18 protein-coding genes and 2 tRNA genes are annotated in these 18,919 nt (G+C 63.8%); 10 read left to right on the top strand and 10 right to left on the bottom strand.

Annotated elements, in window-relative coordinates:
• Positions 1–62: 62 nt before the first annotated feature.
• Together LT970_RS01165 and LT970_RS01170 are read right to left on the bottom strand one after the other, a co-directional pair.
• A complete protein-coding gene (locus tag LT970_RS01165; RefSeq protein ID WP_232687136.1) occupies positions 63–1,991 on the bottom strand; it encodes an ABC transporter ATP-binding protein in 1,929 nt (642 codons plus the stop codon).
• Positions 1,992–2,119: 128 nt separating this feature from the next.
• Positions 2,120–2,593: a DUF192 domain-containing protein gene (locus LT970_RS01170; RefSeq protein WP_232687137.1), complete on the bottom strand. Its 474-nt coding sequence runs from the start codon at positions 2,591–2,593 to the stop codon at positions 2,120–2,122.
• A gap of 82 nt (positions 2,594–2,675) precedes the next feature.
• Between LT970_RS01170 and LT970_RS01175 the strand changes: the two genes are divergently transcribed.
• From LT970_RS01175 to LT970_RS14685, 4 genes are all read left to right on the top strand, one after another.
• A tRNA-Val gene (locus LT970_RS01175) sits at positions 2,676–2,749 on the top strand.
• Positions 2,750–3,225: 476 nt separating this feature from the next.
• Positions 3,226–5,304, top strand: a complete 2,079-nt coding sequence (locus LT970_RS01180) for a bacterio-opsin activator domain-containing protein (protein ID WP_269785472.1) — start codon at positions 3,226–3,228, stop codon at positions 5,302–5,304.
• A 103-nt stretch (positions 5,305–5,407) separates the two neighbouring features.
• Positions 5,408–6,016: a HalX domain-containing protein gene (locus tag LT970_RS01185; protein ID WP_232687139.1), complete on the top strand. Its 609-nt coding sequence runs from the start codon at positions 5,408–5,410 to the stop codon at positions 6,014–6,016.
• A complete protein-coding gene (locus tag LT970_RS14685) occupies positions 6,013–6,186 on the top strand; it encodes a hypothetical protein (protein ID WP_432419602.1) in 174 nt (57 codons plus the stop codon). Before LT970_RS01185 ends, LT970_RS14685 begins: the two co-directional genes overlap by 4 nt.
• A 3-nt stretch (positions 6,187–6,189) precedes the next feature.
• Here the strand turns inward: LT970_RS14685 and LT970_RS14735 are convergent, their stop codons facing one another.
• The 7 genes from LT970_RS14735 to LT970_RS01210 all read right to left on the bottom strand — a co-directional run bounded on the left by LT970_RS14735 (position 6,190) and on the right by LT970_RS01210 (position 13,194).
• Positions 6,190–6,345 (bottom strand): DUF8156 family protein, encoded by a 156-nt coding sequence (locus LT970_RS14735; RefSeq protein WP_489886103.1) that lies wholly within the window; start codon positions 6,343–6,345, stop codon positions 6,190–6,192.
• 346 nt (positions 6,346–6,691) lie between these two features.
• Entirely contained in the window at positions 6,692–6,889 is a 198-nt protein-coding gene (locus LT970_RS01190) for a hypothetical protein (protein ID WP_232687140.1), read from the bottom strand.
• Between the two features lie 106 nt (positions 6,890–6,995).
• Entirely contained in the window at positions 6,996–8,204 is a 1,209-nt protein-coding gene (locus LT970_RS14655) for an ABC transporter ATP-binding protein (protein ID WP_349292226.1), read from the bottom strand.
• The gene (locus LT970_RS14660) at positions 8,197–9,471 is read right to left on the bottom strand and encodes an ABC transporter ATP-binding protein (protein ID WP_349292227.1); all 1,275 of its coding nucleotides are present in this window, start codon (positions 9,469–9,471) and stop codon (positions 8,197–8,199) included. Before LT970_RS14660 ends, LT970_RS14655 begins: the two co-directional genes overlap by 8 nt.
• Positions 9,468–10,481 (bottom strand): ABC transporter permease, encoded by a 1,014-nt coding sequence (locus LT970_RS01200; protein WP_232687141.1) that lies wholly within the window; start codon positions 10,479–10,481, stop codon positions 9,468–9,470. The genes LT970_RS14660 and LT970_RS01200 overlap by 4 nt, the downstream gene beginning before the upstream one ends.
• A gap of 49 nt (positions 10,482–10,530) precedes the next feature.
• Positions 10,531–11,535, bottom strand: a complete 1,005-nt coding sequence (locus LT970_RS01205; RefSeq protein ID WP_232687142.1) for an ABC transporter permease — start codon at positions 11,533–11,535, stop codon at positions 10,531–10,533.
• Between the two features lie 6 nt (positions 11,536–11,541).
• Positions 11,542–13,194, bottom strand: a complete 1,653-nt coding sequence (locus LT970_RS01210) for an ABC transporter substrate-binding protein (RefSeq protein WP_232687143.1) — start codon at positions 13,192–13,194, stop codon at positions 11,542–11,544.
• A gap of 322 nt (positions 13,195–13,516) precedes the next feature.
• Here LT970_RS01210 and LT970_RS01215 point away from each other — a divergent pair.
• From LT970_RS01215 to LT970_RS01240, 6 genes are all read left to right on the top strand, one after another.
• Positions 13,517–13,590 (top strand) — tRNA-Phe (locus LT970_RS01215).
• Positions 13,591–14,142: 552 nt separating this feature from the next.
• A complete protein-coding gene (locus LT970_RS01220; protein ID WP_232687144.1) occupies positions 14,143–15,108 on the top strand; it encodes a hypothetical protein in 966 nt (321 codons plus the stop codon).
• A gap of 164 nt (positions 15,109–15,272) precedes the next feature.
• Positions 15,273–15,986 carry a DUF2270 domain-containing protein gene (locus tag LT970_RS01225; protein WP_232687145.1) on the top strand — a complete coding sequence of 238 codons (714 nt, stop codon included), beginning with the start codon at positions 15,273–15,275 and terminating at the stop codon, positions 15,984–15,986.
• 127 nt (positions 15,987–16,113) lie between these two features.
• A complete protein-coding gene (locus tag LT970_RS01230; protein ID WP_232687146.1) occupies positions 16,114–16,386 on the top strand; it encodes a hypothetical protein in 273 nt (90 codons plus the stop codon).
• 74 nt (positions 16,387–16,460) lie between these two features.
• Positions 16,461–17,129, top strand: a complete 669-nt coding sequence (locus LT970_RS01235; RefSeq protein WP_232687147.1) for a hypothetical protein — start codon at positions 16,461–16,463, stop codon at positions 17,127–17,129.
• Positions 17,130–17,399: 270 nt separating this feature from the next.
• Positions 17,400–17,594 (top strand): cold-shock protein, encoded by a 195-nt coding sequence (locus LT970_RS01240; protein WP_232687148.1) that lies wholly within the window; start codon positions 17,400–17,402, stop codon positions 17,592–17,594.
• Positions 17,595–18,038: 444 nt separating this feature from the next.
• On the opposite strand, the gene LT970_RS01245 is transcribed toward LT970_RS01240, so the two are convergent.
• On the bottom strand, positions 18,039–18,872 hold the full coding sequence (locus tag LT970_RS01245) for an aldo/keto reductase (RefSeq protein WP_232687149.1): 834 nt from the start codon (positions 18,870–18,872) through the stop codon (positions 18,039–18,041).
• Positions 18,873–18,919 lie beyond the last annotated feature (47 nt).

The raw sequence follows: 18,919 nt of genomic DNA on the forward strand, positions 1-18,919 counted from the left end.
AGTGGACGAAATGACGGGGAACGAGTGGACGAAAAGACCGGGCGGTGACACCGCGTCGCGCGTCAGTCCTCGGCCTCCTCTTCCTCGATGCCGTCCATGCGCGCAGAGCGCGCGGCGGCCCGCTCGATGAACTCGTCCGGGAGTTCGTCGATCTCGCCGGCCTGCACGCCCCAGAGGTTGGCGTACAGCCCTTCCGCGTGCAAGAGGTCCTCGTGCGTGCCGCGCTCGACAATCTCGCCGCCCTCCAGGACGACGATCTGGTCGGCGTCCTTGATGGTCGAGAGTCGGTGCGCGATGGCGAACGTCGTGCGGTCCTCCGTGAGACGGTCCAGCGAGCGCTGGATGAGCATCTCCGTCTCCGTGTCGACGTCCGACGTCGCCTCGTCGAGCACCAGAATCTCGGGGTCCTTCAGGATGGCTCGCGCGATGTCGATGCGCTGGCGCTGGCCGCCCGAGAGTTTCACACCGCGTTCGCCGACCTTCGTGTCGTAGCCGTTCGGGAGGTTCTGGATGAACTCGTGGGCTTCCGCGGCTTTCGCGGCCTCGACGACCGCTTCCTCGTCGGCGTCGAACGTGCCGTACTTGATGTTCTCCACGACGGTGCCGTAGAACAGGAACGTGTCCTGACTCACGTAGCCGATGTGTCGTCGGAGGCTCGGCAGCGTCACGTCCGAGATGTTCGTTCCGTCGATGCGGATCTCGCCGTCGTCCACGTCGTACATCCGCATCAGGAGTTTCAGGACGGTGGACTTCCCCGCGCCCGTCGGCCCGACGAGCGCGAGCGTCTCGCCGCCGTCGACGTCGAAGGAGACGTCCTCGACGATGGTCTCGGCTTCGTCGTAGCCGAAGGTGACGTCGTCGTACTCCACGCGCCCCTCGTTCACCTCGAGTTCCCTCGCGTCCGGGTTCTCCTCGATGCGCGAGGGCTCGTTCATCAACCCGAAGATGCGTTCGCTGGACGCGCGAGCGCGCTGGTACATGTTGATGATCTGGCCGAATTGCGCCATCGGCCAGATGAACTGCTGGCTCAACTGGATGAAGATGACGAACTCGCCGGCGGTGAGTGTGCCGGACATGAACAGCGGCGGCCCCGCGATGACCCAGTAGCCGCCGACGAGGAACGTCAGCACGAACCCGATGCCGGAGATGATGCGGAGCGCCGGGAAGAACTTGATGCGAATCGTAATCGCGCCCCAGTTCGCGTCGAAGTACCCCTTGGAGACGTCGCCCACGCGCTCTGACTCGTAGGACTCGGTGTTCGACGTCTTGATGACCTGGATGCCGCCGAGGTTGTTCTCCAGGCGGGAGTTCATCTGCCCGACCGAAGACCGGACGTCAGCGTACTTCGGCTGGATCTTGTCCACGAAGCGGTAGGTGAACACCGCGATGACGGGCACCGGCAGCATCGTGATCAGGGCGAGTTGCCAGTTGAAGTAAAAGAGGATGCCGCCGACCGCGACGACCATCACGGACAGCCGGAACGCGGAGTTCAGGCCGTCGTTGAGGAACCGCTCAAGGCGGTTCACGTCGTTCGAGAGGATGGACATCATCTCGCCGGTCTGCTTCGTGGCGAAGAAGTCCATGTTCAGGCGCTGCATCTTGTCGTACGTGTCGGTTCGGACAGCGTGCTGGATGTGCTGGGAGAAGGAGTTCCAGCCCCAGTTGCGGAGCCAGTGGAAGCCTGCACCCACCAGGAACGCCCCGGCGATGAGGCCCCCCGCCAGATAGAGTTCGCCGGTCCGCGTCGCGGGACGGAGGGACGCCGGGAGGAACGGCAGGAACGTCTGCCCACGCGTGAACGCGTCGACGGCGTACCCCAGCATGACCGCGGGAACCAGGTCGAGGACGCGGGCAACGATGCTCGCCACGATGCTGACCACCGCCGCGAAAGAGTTGTCCCGCCCGTACTCGTCGAACAGGCGGTACATCGCGTTGTCGACCGCTTCCCGCTGGTCCTCGAAGGGGTCGTCGTCTTCGATAGCTGTACTCATCCCCTCAGCAAAAGCTTCCCCCTGTCAAAAAGATGTTCCTACGAACCGAAACATGCCTGAAACTCGCCGCTCGTCTCTGGACGCGGTCGCTCGGTGTTGTTCCGTCGGAGGCTCCCATTCGCGCTCGCTCACCCGGTCGTTTCGTTCTGCTGTCTCTCGATGCGCACTTCGTCACCGACCTCGACGCCGTGCTCGACCGTCCAGTTGTACGGCACCTCCAGCACCCACTTCCCGTACCCCGAGTACCCCGTCAGATTCTGGTTGTCCGCCTCCACGGGCGCGTGGTGGATCGACGTGATGTTGCCGTCCGCCCCGATGTAGACGATGTCGATGGGGAACGACATCGAGCGCATCACGTACGTGTGATTCCCGGCTTCGGGGTAGACGAACAACATCCCCTCGTTCGGCCCGAGTGACTCCGTGTCGCTCAGCCCCGTGTAGCGCTCCCGGGAGTCGTCCGCGACCATCACGTCCACGACGTGTTCGTCGCTGTCGGTTTCTACGACGACTGTCGCTCCCGTGTCTGGCGTCAGTCCGACCGTGACGAACGCCACCGCTGCGAGGAACGCGAGGCCGAGCACCGCGAACACGCGCGTCGCCATATTGGGCGGTACGGCCTGCTTGGGTTTGGTCGTTCCGCCGAAGGGAAACGGTTTTGCCCGCGCATCGGCTGGATTCGGCCGTGGGTCTGTGGTCTAGTTGGTTATGACGCGGCCTTTACAAGGCCGAGGTCGGTGGTTCGAATCCGCCCGGACCCATGAACTTCTCGCGGCACTCCTCCGCGAGCGCCGCGTGTGTGAATTCGTGAGGACGGTTTGAACCCTGGGGGGACGCTACTCCGCGAGCGGGAGGTCGAGCCCGGCCTGGTGATGACCTTTGGCGGCTGGGAGGACTGGCACACCTTCAGAGAGCACTCCCTCGGCCAGTATTCCGTGTCAGCCCAGCAGCGAGCGCGAGAAAGTGGTGTGGTTGTAGTGGAGCTAGATTTGAATCCGGAGCCATCGCATTCGTGCAGAAAACCCAATTGAACCGCTGAGGACGAACCGGCGACGCCGTGATTCTTCACCTGTAACGTCGAGTACGACGTGACTAAACAGAACGCGATAAACTGCGCGAGGCAGGTGACTCCCGAGATGGAGTCAAGAAAGCTGCTGGCGTCCCGAACAACTTTGGATTCTTAAGTTTCCAGAAGGAGTTAACAACCGGGCAAGATTATACCGGGATAGAATAGAGGATGGCTCCACCTGATGAGGAAAACTCTGGAGAGCGTCCAGGTTCCCCAGATGTCCCCGAAGATACTAAACAGGCCCTAGACCGAGTGACCGATGCGTTCTTTGTTCTAAACTCGGACTGGGAATTCACGTACCTCAACTCGCGAGCGACCGAACTACTCGATCCGTCCCAAACCGGCCTCGTTGGAAAAAATATCTGGGAGGAGTTTTCGGAAGCGACCGACCTCAGATTCAACAAAGAATACCGACGTGCGGTCGAGACGCAGTCACCAGTCGAGTTCGAGGAGTACTTCCCCCCGATGGACACGTGGTTCTACGTCCACGCATACCCCTCTGAAACGGGCCTGTCCGTCTACTTTCGGGATATAACGGACGACAAGAAGTACAAGAACCGCCTCAAGACGATTCACGAAACAACTCGCGACCTGATGCGTAGCGAAACAGCGGACAAAATCGCTACAACTACTGTCGACTGTGCAAACAGCGTCCTCGGATTTTCCGACGTTGCCCTCTACCTCTGGGACGAGGAGACTGGGGTTCTCAGACCTGGTGACGCCACCGAATCTATAACGGCCCGCTATGACCACGGCTTGCCGACATTAGGCGGGGGTGAAAGTATGATGTGGGACGTGTTCATTTCGGGGGAGATGCGGACGTTCGATGAGTCACCACCACGTCAGGAAATGTACAACCCCGATTCGTCGATCCAAACTCGAGTCTTCATTCCGCTCAGCGACCACGGGGTCATTCTGGCAGCAACTGAATCCAACGATGGGACTGTTGAAGATTACATCGAACTACTGGAAATCCTCACAGCGAACGTCGAGGCGGCACTCGATCGAGTGAAGCGGGAACGAGAATTCATCGAAAAACAAGAAGACCTGGAACACACGAATGAGCAACTCTCGGAGGTCAACCGCATAACCAAAACCATCCGGAAAGTCGACAAGGCACTGGTACAATCGACCCACCGAAGAGAGGTGGAGGCTGCTGTTTGTGACGCGCTTACCGATGCCGGAGCTTACCGTCTAGCCTGGTTTGGTGCAGTCGACCCGCAAACGGATGCCCTCACGATGAACACATCGAGTGGCGAGGATTCGATGTTCATCGATCAATTGCTCACCGCTGACCGAGATTCCGACCCGCTCGTTCCGGCTGAGCGGGCGGTGCAGACGGGCGAGCCGGTATTCACTGAGAATGTTCTAACGGGATTCCCCGAGACGAAGTGGCGAGAAGAAACGCTCAATGCCGGATATCGTTCACTGGTGAGCTTGCCCATTCAGTTCCGTGAAACTACATACGGCGTTCTCGAGGTGTACGCTGCCTATCCCGATTCTTTCTCGGACAAAGAACGGTCTGTCTTGAGAGAACTAAGCAACACGATTGGGAACGCCATCAACGCAATACAACGCAAAGAAGCTCTTCTTGCCAATAGCCATCTGGAACTGACAATCGAAATTCCGAGCTCGAACGGTGTTTTCACACACACCGCGGCGAAAGCCGACTGTGAACTTCGTGTCGAGTCTCTTCTTCCTCGGGCAGACGGGAATTGGTTGGTGTATTTTGTCGCCTCGAACAGCGACCCCGAAACCGTGGTCGAAGCGCTGCAAGAATTCCCTACTGTCGAATCCATCGAACGAATGCGGTCGTCTAACGGTGGAGAACTCTTCGGACTCGTTCTGACAGAACTTTCCGGCCTGAGTTTCCTTGGCGAACAAGGCGCGACGATTACTGCCCTCACCGCGACATCCACAGAAGCCGAAATCACGCTCGAATTGCCACAGTCAACGGACGTCCGGTCGTTTATGGAGACGTGTGAAGCGAACCATCCGAATGCGGAACTTCTCAGCCGGAAGGAGGTAGCGGACGAGAACACGGATAGTCTCAACAAGCAGGTGATCGGTGAACTAACAGACCCCCAGCACAGGGCGCTCAAAGTTGCCTTGGAGGGCGGATTCTTCGAGTGGCCGCGAGACAAAACCGGTGAAGAAATCGCTGAATCACTCGGGGTTTCGCCACCGACCTTCCACCGTCACCTCCGAATAGCCCTCGAAACGGTCGTTTCGAGCGTTCTCGATTAGTTTCTGCTCTCGTTTAAACAGTTAGGGCCTCGCCAGCGAGTGCGTTAATGGAATAGTTAGCATCTTCTCAGGACCTGGGCCGCGAAGAGTAAGATGAGTAGCAATGACACTTGGCGTCGAAAGCATGCCCACACCGGCCCAACAGCACCCTCCCGCGCGGCCGGTGCTAATCGCACATCCAGACAGCGATACCGTGTCGCAGTACGATGGATGGTTGCCTGATTACTGCACAGCCCAGTCTGCTCTCTGTGGACGCGAAGCTATCGAGAAACACACTGCTGAAACGAGTGTCGCGATTCTCGACGAGGGGCTCGCCGAGTGCTGTGCGGAGGAAGTGGCGGCCAAGATATGCGGCACAGAAGCGTCGACGAAAATCCTCTCTACGAGGACGGACCCCTCACAATCAGCCGCTGGAAAACGTTCCGTATTCGATGATACGCTGGCGAGTCCGATTGCGGAAGCGGACTTTCGCTCCACCGTCGAATCGCTTCACCGGCGGGCAACGTACGACAAACTACTCGGCGAGTACTACACTCTCGCCCGAGAGCGCGCCACACTCGAAAGTAAAACATTGACCCCTGGTTCACAGGAGGCCGTTCGCTACACCGAGGTGATTTCGGAGTTGGCCGAACTGGAAGCGGCATTAGAGCGAGCGCTGGCAGACTTCGATGACGCCGACTACAGGGCCGTTTTCGAGGTGGTCCTTGCATGAAATACTGTCCGGATGCGTGTCCGGAATGCGGATTCGTCTGGTATTCCTATCAAGGCCGGAACTACGGGAGAGGTTTCGAGCAATTAGCAGCAGGTATCTGGAAGTGTACCCGGCGCGACCATCGGGTGAAGTCATCATCGACGAAAGAGAAGCGGGTTGCCCGGTTCTGACTCTCATTCTAGCGCAGGTTCGTCCTCTTTTCCCTCATTCTGCAACCGCTGAACCTCCTGTTGCTGCGCCACCCACATCGAGAAGATGATCGGCCACTTCGGGTCGGCCGTGTGCTGGACGTGGCCGGGATACGGCCGATCCATCGCGGCGTCGACCAGCTATCTTCAGCCAGGTGTTCGAGTATCCGTTCCTCTAACTGCTGCACCCAGCGCGCCGACGTTCTCATCCCTAGTGAGCTACGACCTTGCGGTCTCGCCATTCTCGTCTATTCCCTCCAGAGTCCGGTGTAAAGACGTTTGCTCCGTGGCCGTTGGCGGATCCGTCTGCCCGTAGATACCACTCACAAGTGTAGCAGGCCGGAGCACGTGGGCACGCGCTCCGTGAACGCGGTCCCGTGATTAAGAGGACCGCCAAACCATACGCGGGGTCGATTCCCCACGGGAGACCGGAGACGCCGTCGGCGTAAAAGGTCACCGTAACGAGTGTGCCTACGCCGGACGCCGCTCACTTCCGCTTCTCGACCCACGCATCCAGTTTCTCGGTCGCTCGCTCCGGGTCGCGGTCGGCGCTCAGTAACTCGTCCAGCAGCGCCGTGGCCTCCGCCGACACCCGGTCGCTGGCTTCGAGTCGCGGGACGAGCCAGCCCCGGAGTTTCGTCAGCGGCGTCTGCAGCAGTCCGCCCTCGGAATCGCTGTCGGCCATCGGGTGCGTGCAAGCGATGAGCGGCGCGGACTTGAAACCCCGCGCTCGGCCTCGATAGCCAGTCGTCGGTCGGCGCGAGCGAGCGCATAGCGAAGCCGGTAACCGGCTATTCGCGGAGGTGGCAGGCGGCGCGGCTGTCGCCGGCGAGGCCCGGGTTCGAGCGCTCGCAGACGCTCTCGAAGGTCTCGCGGAGGCGGTCGCGGGCGGCGTCCTCGTCGCCGTCGGCGAGCGCGGCGAACGCCTCGGAGAGCGCGTCCGCGGCCGCGGCGGGCACGTCCCGGGAGACGTGGTCGTGCCACGCGTCGCTGTCTTCGACGTCGTCGGCGTCGAGTTCGCCGCGCGTCAGGCGGTCGCGGACGTCCATCACGTCGCGGAACGCCTCCTGGTCGATGTCGAGGTCTTCGGGCGGGATGACCTTCGGGCAGCGCGTCCGGAACCGACAGCCCGAGGGCGGGTCGCGCGGCGACGGGACGTCGCCGGCGAGCGTGTGGATGTCGCGGTCGGCTTCGTCGGTATCGGGCCGTGGCACGCTCTCTAAGAGTGCCTGCGTGTACGGGTGCTTCGGGTCGTCGAACAGCTGGCGCGTGGGCGCCGTCTCCACGATTTCGCCGAGATACATGACGGCGACGCGGTCGCAGATGTGGCGGACGACCGAGAGGTCGTGGGCGATGAACAGATACGTCAGTCCGAACTCCTCCTGGAGGTCGTCGAGGAGGTTCAGAATCTGGGCCTGCACGCTCACGTCGAGTGCGCTCACGGGCTCGTCGAGCACGAGGAAGTCAGGTTCGAGCGCGAGCGCGCGGGCGATGCCGACGCGTTGCTGCTGGCCGCCGGAGAACTCGTGGGGGTAGCGGTCGAACTGGTCGGCGGACAGGCCGACGCGTTCGAGCAGGTTGCGGACGCGCTCGTCGCGCTCTGCGGGCGTCCCCACGTCGTGGACCTCGAGCGGTTCGCGAACGATCTCGCCGGCGGTCATGCGCGGGTCGAGGCTCCCGTGTGGGTCCTGGAAGACGATGCCGGCACGCTGCCGGAACGCGGTCATGTCGTCGCCCGAGAGGGCCGAGACGTCCTCGCCGTCGAACTCGACGGTGCCGCCGGTCGGCTCGCGGAGTCGGAGCACGGTCTCGCCCGTGGTGGATTTCCCACAGCCGGACTCGCCGACGAGGCCGAGCGTCTCGCCCTCGTTGACGTCGAAGCTCACGCCATCGACGGCCTGCACGGCGGTCGCGTCGCGGCGCAGTACGGTGTCGAGCAGGGAGCCGCGTTCGTAGTAGTGTTTCTCGAGGTCCTCGACGCACAGTAGGGGGTCAGTCACTGGTCGACACCCCCTCGCTGTCCGCGGCCGGTTCCGGGCTTCCCGCTGTGTCTGCGTCTTCGGTCGTCTCGCCGTCCTCGGTCGACCCGGCATCCTCGACCGTCTCCGACACCGCCGCGGGGTCGTCGTGCAGCGCCTGCGACTCGTCGTACGGGTGGTCCGCGAGGTAGCACTTCGCGGCGTGCTCCTCGCTGCCGCCGCAGTCGAACTCCGGGGGCTTGTCGAGGCACTCTTCCATCGCCTTCGGGCAGCGGTCCGCGAAGTAACAGCCGTCGCCCATCTCCGAGTCGAGGAGGCTCGGCACGTTCCCCTCGATGGGTTCGAGGCGGTCGTCGGGGTCGTCGAGGTCCGGGACGCTTTCGAGGAGCCCCTGCGTGTACGGGTGGACGTGGTCGTCGAACACGTCTGAGAGCGTGCCGCGTTCGACGATCTCGCCGGCGTACATCACGCCGACGCGGTCGGCCATCCGCGCGATGACGCCGAGGTTGTGCGTGATGAGCACGATGCTCATGTCGCGTTCGGCCTGGATGTCGCCCAGGAGGTCGAGGATCTGGGCCTGGATGGTGACGTCGAGCGCGGTCGTCGGTTCGTCGGCGACCAGCAGGTCTGGTTCGCCGGCGAGCGCCTGCGCGATCATCGCGCGCTGGAGCATCCCGCCGGAGAACTCGTGGGGGTGCTCGCGGGCGCGCTCCTCGGCGTCCGGGATGCCGACCTGGTCGAGCAGCGACACCGCGCGGTCCCAGGACTCCTCGGAGACGTACCCCCGGGTAGGGAGCACGCCGTCCAGCAGCAGTGACCCGAGGCCGTACCCCTGGGTTCTGGCGCGCGTCGACCGCGGGTTCGCGCTCGCGCGGCGCTGGACCTCCACGGCTTCGGCGATCTGTTCGCCGACCGTGACTGCTGGGTCCATGCTGCTCATGGGGTCCTGGAATATCATCGAGAACGACGGACCGCGGAGCGACCGGCGGCCCTCCTCGGGGAGTCGGACGACATCGACGTAGTCGCCGTCCACGAACTCGCCGTCGTAGGCGTCAGCGAGTTCGGGGTTCCGGTACCAGATCTCGCCGCTCGTGATGCGGCCCGGGTTCTCCACGAGGTCGAGCAGGGAGAGCGCGGTGACGCTCTTTCCGGACCCGGATTCGCCGACGACGCCGAACACCTCTCCGTCACGGACGGAGAAGGAGACGTCCTCGACGGCGTTCACCTGGCCCTCCTCCGTGAAGAAGCGCGTCGAGAGGTTCTCGACGCGGAGCAGGTCCTGGCTCATACGCCGCCCTCCCCCTCGACGCCGGGGTCGAGGGCGTCGCGGAACCAGTCACCGATGAAGTTCACGCTCATCACCGCGAGCACGATGCCGACGCCGGAGAAGGTGGCGATCCACCACGCACCGGCGAGGTACTCCTGCCCGCTCTGGATGCTGAAGCCCCAGGAGAGCGTGGTGCCCGAGAAGCCGAGGTAGGACAGCGAACTCTCGAGGAGGATGATGGCGGCGACCTGCGTCGTCGCGAGCACGAGGATGGGCGTGACTGCGTTCGGGAGGACGTGTTTCGCGACCACACGCAGGTCGCTCGCGCCGATGCTGCGCGCGGCCTTCACGTACTCGGACTCCGAGACCGTGAGTGCTTCGCCGCGCGCGATGCGCGCGAGCCACACCCAGTTCACGAGGCCGACGACGAGCACGACCGTTCCCGGGAGCGTGAACGTCGCGGGCATTTCGGGCGCGAGGCCGAGTGCCACCCACGGGTCGGGTATCTCGACGGTCGCGGTGCCGAACAGGCCGACGAGCGAGACGGCGAGCACGAGCGACGGGAACGCAAGCATCACGTCCGCGGCGCGCATCAGCGCGTCGTCGGCCTTCCCGCCGTAGAAGCCGGCGGCCAGGCCGACCGGCACGCCGATGATGGCGGCGACAGCGACGCCGAGCAGGCCGACGAGCAGCGAGGTGCGCGCGCCGTAGATGACGCGGGAGAGCACGCCCTGTCCGAGCGCGTTCGTGCCCAGCGGGTACGCCCACGTGGCCTCGATCTGCTTCGTCTGTTTGACCACCTGGACGGACCCGTCCACCATCTTCGTCGAGGTCACCACGCGCTCCGCGCTGAGCCCGATCGGCGGGAGGAGTTTCCGCTGGAGGTGCTGGGCGGTCGGGTCGTGGGGCGCCAGGAACGGCGCGAACACGGCGACGAAGAGGATAGCCCCGAACAGGCCGACGCCGACCTTCGCGAGCGCGCTCCGTCGGAACTCGCGCGCGAGGTTCCGGCGGGTGCGCGGTGAGATCACCGCGACCACCCCGCCGGCGACGGACGTCGCGCTGGCGCTTGTCGTCGAGTCATTCGACGGTCACCTCCGGACTGACGTACGCGTACAGCACGTCGACGGCGGTGTTCACGACCACGAAGCCCGCGCTGATGACGATGAGACAGCCCTGGAGTATCATCCAGTGCTGGGACTTGATGGCGTTGATGAGGAGGTTGCCCAGCCCCGGCAGGTCGAAGACCCGCTCCGTGATGACCGCGCCCCCGATGAGCGTGCCGAGCTGGAGGCCGAGCACCGTGATGATGGGGATGAGCGTGTTCTTCAGGACGTGTCGGTAGCGGACCAGCGACTCCGGCAGGCCCTTCGCGCGCAGCGCCTTCACGTACCCCTGCCCGAGTTCCTCGAGCATCCCCGAGCGCGTGAGCCGCGTCACGAGCGCCGTGAAGTACGTCCCGAGCGTGACCGCCGGCAGCGTCATGTGGGCGAGCCACGCCACCATCCACCGGGTCTCTCCGACGAGCAGGTGGCGGAGCGCGTCCACGAACAGCACGGTGTTGCCGTTTATCTTCGCCATCGTCCCGGTCGGGAAGACGTTCAACTGCACGGCCAGCAGGAGCGTCAGCATCAATCCGAGCCAGAAGTTCGGCGTCGAGATGCCGCCGAGCGAGAGCACCGTCGCGCCGTAGTCCGCCGGCTCGTGGCGGTTCGTCGCGCTCACCACTCCGAGCGGAATCGAGAACACCATCGCGACGACGGTGGCCGACACCGCGAGCTCGACGCTCACCGGGAGCGCGTTGAGCACCTGCGCCGAGACGGCGGTGTTCGCGGCGTAGGACTGGCCCATGTCGAAGTGGAGCAGCCCCCAGACGTAGTCCAGGTACTGTACGTAGATGGGGCGGTTCAGGCCGTACTCGACGGCTATCTGGTGTCGCAACTGGGGGCCGGCGTCCAGGGGCGCGATGAACGTCACGGGACTGCCCGGCGTGACGTACCGCAGCGCGAAGACGACGGTGACGACAGTCCACACGACGAGCACGCCCTGTACCGTTCGTTTCGCCAGGAAGCGTGCGTATCCCATCGGTGTTCACTGGGCTGGCGTGATGGCGTACGCGTCGATTCGCTCGTCGTTCCGGGGCTCCCACTGAATCCGGCTCGAGGCGCCGTAGACGCTGTACTGGCGGTTGAGGAATATCCACGGCGCCTCCTCGCGGCACAGCGTGTTCGCCTGCTGGAGGAGGTCCTCCCGCTCGCCCTTCTTCGCGGTGCTGTTGGCGTCCGCGAGGAGTTGGTCGAGCTCCTCGTTCTTGTAGGACGTGAGCGAGCCGTCGCTGGTCAGCGTCGGGTTGATGGTCTGGCTCGCGTCGAACGTCGCGTTCCCCCAGCCGATGAGGTAGAAGTCCGGCCCGGTCGTGATGTCCGAGTCGACGAGGCTCGTCGCGAGCGACTGGAAGTTCCGCTGTTTCACCTCGCAGGTGACGTTCGGGAGCTTATCGATCATGTTCGCGACGGCGCGAGCGATCTGGACGTCCTTCAGGTAGCGTCCGGCGGGCGTGTGGAGCGTGATGGACGCGCCGGCGTGCCCGCTCTCCTCGACCAGTTGCTCGGCCTTCCCAGGGTCGTGCGGGAACGGATCCAGGTCGGAGTCGTGCCCGAAGAACGAGTTCAGCGTGGGTTGGCTGGTTTTCGCGCCGAAGTCCTGCAGGACGTTGGACACGATGCTCTGGAGGTCGACCGCGTAGTTCATCGCGCGCCGGAACTTCGCGGAGGAGAACGGCTCGACGGTCGACTTCATCCCGTTGTAGAGGACGCGCGTGCTGCCGACCGCGGAGACCGACGCGTCGGAGTTCTCGACGCGGGAGACGGACTGTGGCGGGACGTTCACGACGAGGTCGGTCTCGCCGGCGACGAGTTGGTTCACGCGCACGCTCGGCTTCGACGCGCTGTTCATCGTGAGCTTGGAGACGGCAGCGGGCTCCCGCCAGTAGTCCTCGTTGCGCTGGAAGACGACGCGCACGTTCTTCTCGAAGTCGGTCTGAACGAACGGCCCGGTGCCGTTCATGTGCTGTGCGACGTAGGACTTCCCTTTTTCTTCCACCCACGACTTCTCCACCACGTCGCAGTAGATGGCGAACTCGGCGAAGACGAGCGGGTTGAACCCCTCCGAGTGTACGTCCACGGCGCGCTGGCCGTCCACCACTTCGGCGCCCGTGACGCCGGCGAGTTGCCCCTGCTGGGGGCTCGTGAAGCCGACGTCGTTGTCCACGATGCGATTGATGGTGTACGCAACGTCGTCGGGTGTGAGGTCGTTGCCAGTCTTGTGGAACGTCGGGCCCTCTCGGATCGTAAAGCGCACCCGCCCCTTCTCCTTGCGCTCCCACTCGGTCGCGAGCATCGGGATGATCTTCCCTTCCGGCGAACGGCTCAACAGGCCCTCGTAGGACTGCCGCATGACGATGTCCGTCGGGATGTCCCGGTGGTCGTGCGGGTCTAGCGTGGTCGGCATCTTCCCCTGCGTGATGCTCACCGGGAACTCGTCCGGCGGCGATTGGTTCTCGGCTGGTTCACTGGTGTCGGCCCCGTCCGTGGTTCCGTCCTCACTCGTCTCCGGTTCGGACGTCTCTGTCTGTCCCTGTTGCGTGGAGCAACCCGCGATCATCGTCGTCACAGCGGCTCCGCCGGCGCTGGTCAGGAACGCTCGACGCGACTGGCTACCACTGTCCGTGTCACCATCTGCCATATCACACCGCTTCGAATCTGCGGCCCTTTATGACTTTATACCGTGGTGGTTTTGATGGGGAAAACAAGCCCCGTTCGGGGTCTCGACATGGAGCCGTCGAAGCCGCCACTCGACACCACCCTTTTCCGGCGCGAGAGACACCATCCCACGATGACAGCGTCCAACCCCGTCCAGTGTCCGATCTGCGGGTGGACTGGGCAGCCAGCAGACCTCGACAGCACCGGCGGCGAATCAGCGTGCCCGACGTGCGGCGAGTCCATGGAGTGAGTCGGCTGGCGATTCGAAATCCTTTTTTCTGTCGTCCGCATCGGTCGGGATGCGAGCCGCCTTAGCTCAGACTGGGAGAGCACTCGACTGAAGATCGAGCTGTCCCTGGTTCAAATCCGGGAGGCGGCACTTCTGTGATTCTAAACGACGAGCGTAGCGAGGAGTGTTCGAATCCAGAACGTGTTCCGACCGCGATTTGAACGAGACGAGTCGCAAGCCCGGGAAGCGAACGGAGTGAGCGACCCGGAACGTCTCGGCGTAGTTCACAATCCGGGAGGCGGCACTCACCCACTTTTTCCTCGTCGGGCTCTTCGCTCACTGCGTTCGCTCAGAACCACTCCTCGCAAAAACTTGGGGAAAAACGTCCCGGGCGCTCCCTTCGGTCACGCCCGGTGAAACCTCGTCTTGCTTCGATCGCCGCGGTATGCTAGCCGTTGTGGTTATCGCGGACGAGCGTATCCTCGAGTATCTATCAACGACGATGACGAGCACATCGAAGAGAATGGCCGATAGCGGTGATGTTCAATTCCCCCTTACTGTATCGGAGAGCGGCGTCGGAAGTTGGTCGGTTACGGGTCAGTCCAGCATCTCGAGAACGACGTCCATCGAATCACCGACGGTAGTTGCTTGACGCTGTCGCGATTCGCAACGTTTTCACGCGTCATCTGTTGAGAAGGGGCCGTGCAGCGGGCAGTTCGAGTCGTCGGTTACGTCGTGTTACTCGTCACAGCGACAGTACTGCTCGGGAATGCAGTTGTCGAACCGACGCACGTCTCGTTCGCCGGTGTGGGGTTTAGTGGGGGTCTGGTGTTAGTCGGTGCTGTAACTGCAACCGTCGAACGTCGGAGCACGTTCGATAGCCTCGACGCGACACCCTTCGAGTCGAGTGACGCTGCCGACGCCTTTGCGGTCACAGTCGCGGCTGGCCTTACGTACGTCTTGAGTGTTCACGCAGGCTTCGGGCCCGTTCTTGGGTCGGCGCTGGTTGGCGTCGCTGCTGGCCTCGGAACTCCCGACGTCGATACCGCCGCGTACTGCGGGTCGTTCGTCGGCATGACGTCGCCGGCGGTGTTCCCGTCTGTTGGCTTCGTGTTTGCAGCGGGCCTGGTTTCGGGGGTGGCGTTCGTCGCCGCAAAAGAGGCGTTCGCCGGATTCGGCGGCAAACTCGGCACGCTTGCGCTGTTCGGATGCAGTACGACTGGACTGCTGTTGGGTATCGATTACGCCACTACAGCCGGGGTTCAGTGGAGTGACGCCGCGCTCACAGTGCCGGTAGCTGCCGTCGCTGCCGTGGTCACCGCCGTTCTGAGCATTCGCTGCGGGCTCGGCGCCGTCCTCGGGTCGGCGCTGGTCGGCCTCGCGGCAGAGCTAGCGTTGCCGGTCGTCGTTCCGGACGTCGGCGGGCCGCTGGCGGTCGTTGCTTTCTGTGCATCCTTCGTCGGGATGTCGACGCGCGAGCGACTGGGGAGAGAGGTCTGGGTCGGACTCGCTGGGGCGCTGTGTGGCCTCGTCTTCATCGTCGTCGCTCCGGCGTTCGTCGGCGCGGGCGGGAAACTCGGCACTACCGCTTTCATCTCTTGTGTGGCGCTGGCAGGCGCCGACCGACTCGTCACTTCGGTGAGCGGCTGGTTCGGATTGTCGGTGTAGCAGCCGTCGATGCGACCTGCTCGCGGGCCAGCGGTCCGCTCGCGTGAGTCGAGTTCCCCTTCGGTCGACCTCGCGCTCGCCGTGGTACGCTGGCCGTCTCTGAGGCAGTTTCATTTCACACACGTCGCCCAAACCGATTTGCCGATTGCTGGCGAACGGACAGTATGGCTGGGGAGAGCGAGAAGTCTGGCTCCGAGTCGCCCGAGCACGCGGAACTTGGTGAGGACATCGTCGGCGACGTCGGGGACATGACGTCGATTCTGGGGCACGCGTACCGCGGGGAGCTAGACCGGGAGACGACGTGGCGGTCGCGCCTCGACCAGACGACGACGTGGGCGGTGACGGTGATGGCGGCCATTCTGACGTGGGCGTTCTCGAGTTCGGACAACCCCCACTACGTCATCCTCGTCGGCGTGGCAGCGGTCGCGATATTCCTCCTCATCGAGTCCCGCCGGTACCGCGACTACGACGTGTACCGGTCGCGCGTGCGATTGTTTCAGGAGAACCTGCTCGCGAACGCGCTCGACCCAACGCAGGGCGTGGTCCACGAGGACTGGCGTGCGGAGCTCAGCCACGACTATCGGAAACCGACGCTGAAGGTGTCGATGGTGGAGGCCGTGGGGAACCGCCTGCGGCGGGTGTATCTGGCGTTGCTGGTGGTCCTGCTCGCGGCCTGGGTGTTCCGGATTACGGCGTTCGTCCCGGGTGAGTCGTGGCGTTCGACGGCGGCCATCGCGTCCCTCTCCGGGTTGGTCGTGGTGGGCATTGTCGGCGCGTTCTACGCGGTCGTGTTCGTGGTGGCGTTCTGGCCGCGGGACCGGGAGGCGATGGGGGAGTTCCGTAAGGGCGAAGCCGGGAAGTGGAAGCAAGAGGAGTGATTGGGCTGTCGCCTCGTTCGTCGGTACGACTGGCTTACGCGCTGTCACGCCGGCTTACTCAGAGATGGACGAGGTTTCGTCACGCAGACGCCTCATAACGAAGTGTTCAGGTGTCGACGCAACGTTCATGGCACAGCAGAGCAGGGCCAGGGAGGAGACGATGGAAGCGACCAAACGAACTGGAACGGACCCGATAGTCCTCGCGTCGGTGGCGTCCGTCGCGCTCTCGTGGTTCTACTTCTACGTGCGCGGGGAGCGCTTGAAGGGAATCTTCGTCGGTCTGTGGCCCCCGACGCTGCTCGCGTTCGCGAGTTACTTCCGACAGCAAGAGATGCAGGAGTCGATGAAACACGGGGCGAGCGGCGTCGTCACGCGCGTCCAGCGGATGATGCAGCAGTAGTCAGCAGGAGCGCTCGCGGACCGCGGTTCCGGCGAGAGTTAACTGTTAAATTACGTGGGGGGATACGTCCCTCCGTGCAAGCAGGAGTACTCGGCGTCGTCGACGGCGACTTCGACGTCGTCGACTCGTTTTCGGACTCGGTGACGGACGGCGACCGCGAACTGGCGCGGCGACTGGAGATACGCGGCGTGTTCTCGCTGCCGTCCGGCGAGATGGCGTTCGCGGGGCGCGCGGCGGAGGAGTACCTTCGCGAGCGCGAGACCCACGCCATCGAGGACGGTGAAATCGAGGTCCGAGAGGACCCGCGGGTGGGCACGCGGTACACGGAGTTCGTCGGCGTGCCGGGCGAGTTCGTCGTCGTCGGGAGCGGCGACGGCGAGTTCGCGTTCGACCTCGTTAGCGCGGACACGAACACGGACGTCGAGCGCGCGACCCTCGACCTGGACGGGTTCTTCACAGCGCACGGGTCGGCGCGCCCCTGGCAGGCGGGGTTCTACGGCGCGGGTGACGACCCGGTGACCGGCGTGGTTCACGGGTCGGACCTGCGAAACGAGTACGATCTCGATGGGATGCTTGCGGATTCGAACCTGAACCAGGTCGGGTTGACGTACGAGTACGACGGCGAGGACGTGAAGATGACCGCGTCCCGGAGCGGGTACGTGGAACTCTACCGGCCACAGACGTTCGGCCGCGAGGACTACCTCGAGTACCTCCGCGAGGAAGTGCTGTCCCACGTCGAGTAGCGAGCGGGCAGCCCGGCCGCCCCGTCCGTCGGCCGGCCCGTCCGTGTGGTTGGCTGCTCACTCCGTTCGCGTGGCGTGTTGTCTGATCCATCCGCGGGGCGTGCTGTCCACTCTACCTGCGGGACGTGCTGTCCGCGCTGTTCGCGGCTGCCGGCAGAATTTGGCCGAAAAGACCGACAGAGAAGTCAGTAGAGCACGTCTCGGACTGCCACCGCGTCCGATTCGAACCTCGGAAAGGTTATGAGTGTGGGGGCACTTCGTACAGTTGCAATGGCGACCGGTAAGGTTGACTTCTTCAACGACACGGGCGGTTACGGATTCATCGAGACTGAGGACGCAGACGAGGACGTGTTCTTCCACATGGAGGACGTCGGCGGTCCTGACCTAGAAGAGGGTCAGGAAGTCGAGTTCGACATCGAGGAAGCGGACAAGGGTCCGCGCGCGACGAACCTCGAGCGGCTGTAATCTGGTGAACCCCCGGCGCCTTCGGGCGCCGGCGGAGGTATAGTTTTCTGACTTTCCACGTTCCGCAGCGACGCGTCCGTTCTCGCAGCGGAACCATATTCTCCGCGTAGTGGTGACGCTCTTCGGCGCGTCTGCTTCGTCCGGATACCGGGGAACGCGGCACTGGTTGGCCACAAGACGTACCCGGCGATGTGCCGTTTGGCCGAGTGTGCGCGCTTCCACGCTCGCGTTGGCTTTCGGTGCGTTCCTGTTCGTGCTACCGATTCCTGGGACGTTTATCACCGGTGCGCTGGTGCTGATCGCTGGTGCCGTCGCACGATTTGCCGGCCACTAGCCGGTGTCGGCGACGGGAGCCACTCGCGGAAACGAACTAGTCCTCGGAGATAAAACAGACCTCGGGGCCGGGTCTCGGCTGTCAGTCGAGACGCGCGAGGTTGTCGTCCGTCAGTCGAGACGCGCGAGGTTGTCGTCCGTCAGTTCGAGTTGGCTGGCGGCGACGTTCGATTCGAGGTGGTCGACGCTGCCGGTGCCGGGAATCGGGAGCGTGACCGGAGAGTGCTCGAGCAGCCACGCGAGTGCGACCTGCCGAACGGTCGCGTCGTGTTCGTCCGCGATGTCCTCGAGTGTGTCCCGTTTTTCACCGAGGTCGCCCGCGCCCATCGGGAAGTAGGGGATGAACCCGATGTCGTTCTCCTCACAGACCTCGAGGACGTCCTCGTGTTCGCGGTCAGCGACGTTGTACGAGTTCTGCACGGTCGCCACGTCCACGATGTCGCGGGCCGTCTCGAGTTGCTCCACGGAGACGTTGCTGAGGCCGACGTGGTTCACGAGGCCGTCGTCTTTCAACTCCGCGAACGCGTGCACGGAGTCCTCGAACGGCGTGTCCGGGTCCGGGCGATGGAACTGGTAGAGGTCGATGGTGTCGGTGTCGAGGCGGTCGAGCGAACACAGCACCTGGTTTCGGATGTAATCCGGGTCGCCGTGGGCGAGCCAGTCCCCAGACTCGTTCCGCAGCAGTCCGGCTTTCGTCGCGACGACGGCGTCCCCGTCGTCGAGCGCCTCCCCGATGAGGCGCTCGCTCACGCCCGGCCCGTAGGAGTCAGCCGTGTCGATGAAGTCCACCCCGAGGTCCACCGCGCGCTGGAGCACGCGGTGGGCCTCGTTCTCGTCCTGGGGCGCTCCGATGATGTCCTCGCCCGTGATGCGCATCGCGCCGAACCCGAGTCGATTGACGGACAGTTCGCCACCGATGTCGAACGTCCCGCTCTCGTTCTCCATACTGGGACGTCGGTCGGGAGCAGGGTAGGCGTTGGGGCTCCGGACGT

The sequence above is a fragment of the Halobacterium zhouii genome, assembly GCF_021249405.1.
GTDB lineage: Archaea > Halobacteriota > Halobacteria > Halobacteriales > Halobacteriaceae > Halobacterium > Halobacterium zhouii.

What these genes read in the sequence shown, in the direction of transcription:
- LT970_RS01225 (WP_232687145.1), top strand. Translation starts at nt 15,273, where the DNA reads ATGGCTGGGGAGAGCGAGAAGTCTGGCTCCGAGTCGCCCGAGCACGCG.
- LT970_RS01170 (WP_232687137.1), bottom strand. Translation starts at nt 2,593, where the DNA reads ATGGCGACGCGCGTGTTCGCGGTGCTCGGCCTCGCGTTCCTCGCAGCG.
- LT970_RS01210 (WP_232687143.1), bottom strand. Translation starts at nt 13,194, where the DNA reads ATGGCAGATGGTGACACGGACAGTGGTAGCCAGTCGCGTCGAGCGTTC.
- LT970_RS14685 (WP_432419602.1), top strand. Translation starts at nt 6,013, where the DNA reads ATGAAATACTGTCCGGATGCGTGTCCGGAATGCGGATTCGTCTGGTAT.
- LT970_RS01180 (WP_269785472.1), top strand. Translation starts at nt 3,226, where the DNA reads ATGGCTCCACCTGATGAGGAAAACTCTGGAGAGCGTCCAGGTTCCCCA.
- LT970_RS01240 (WP_232687148.1), top strand. Translation starts at nt 17,400, where the DNA reads ATGGCGACCGGTAAGGTTGACTTCTTCAACGACACGGGCGGTTACGGA.
- LT970_RS01190 (WP_232687140.1), bottom strand. Translation starts at nt 6,889, where the DNA reads ATGGCCGACAGCGATTCCGAGGGCGGACTGCTGCAGACGCCGCTGACG.
- LT970_RS01165 (WP_232687136.1), bottom strand. Translation starts at nt 1,991, where the DNA reads ATGAGTACAGCTATCGAAGACGACGACCCCTTCGAGGACCAGCGGGAA.
- LT970_RS01245 (WP_232687149.1), bottom strand. Translation starts at nt 18,872, where the DNA reads ATGGAGAACGAGAGCGGGACGTTCGACATCGGTGGCGAACTGTCCGTC.
- LT970_RS01230 (WP_232687146.1), top strand. Translation starts at nt 16,114, where the DNA reads ATGGCACAGCAGAGCAGGGCCAGGGAGGAGACGATGGAAGCGACCAAA.
- LT970_RS14660 (WP_349292227.1), bottom strand. Translation starts at nt 9,471, where the DNA reads ATGAGCCAGGACCTGCTCCGCGTCGAGAACCTCTCGACGCGCTTCTTC.
- LT970_RS01185 (WP_232687139.1), top strand. Translation starts at nt 5,408, where the DNA reads ATGACACTTGGCGTCGAAAGCATGCCCACACCGGCCCAACAGCACCCT.
- LT970_RS01205 (WP_232687142.1), bottom strand. Translation starts at nt 11,535, where the DNA reads ATGGGATACGCACGCTTCCTGGCGAAACGAACGGTACAGGGCGTGCTC.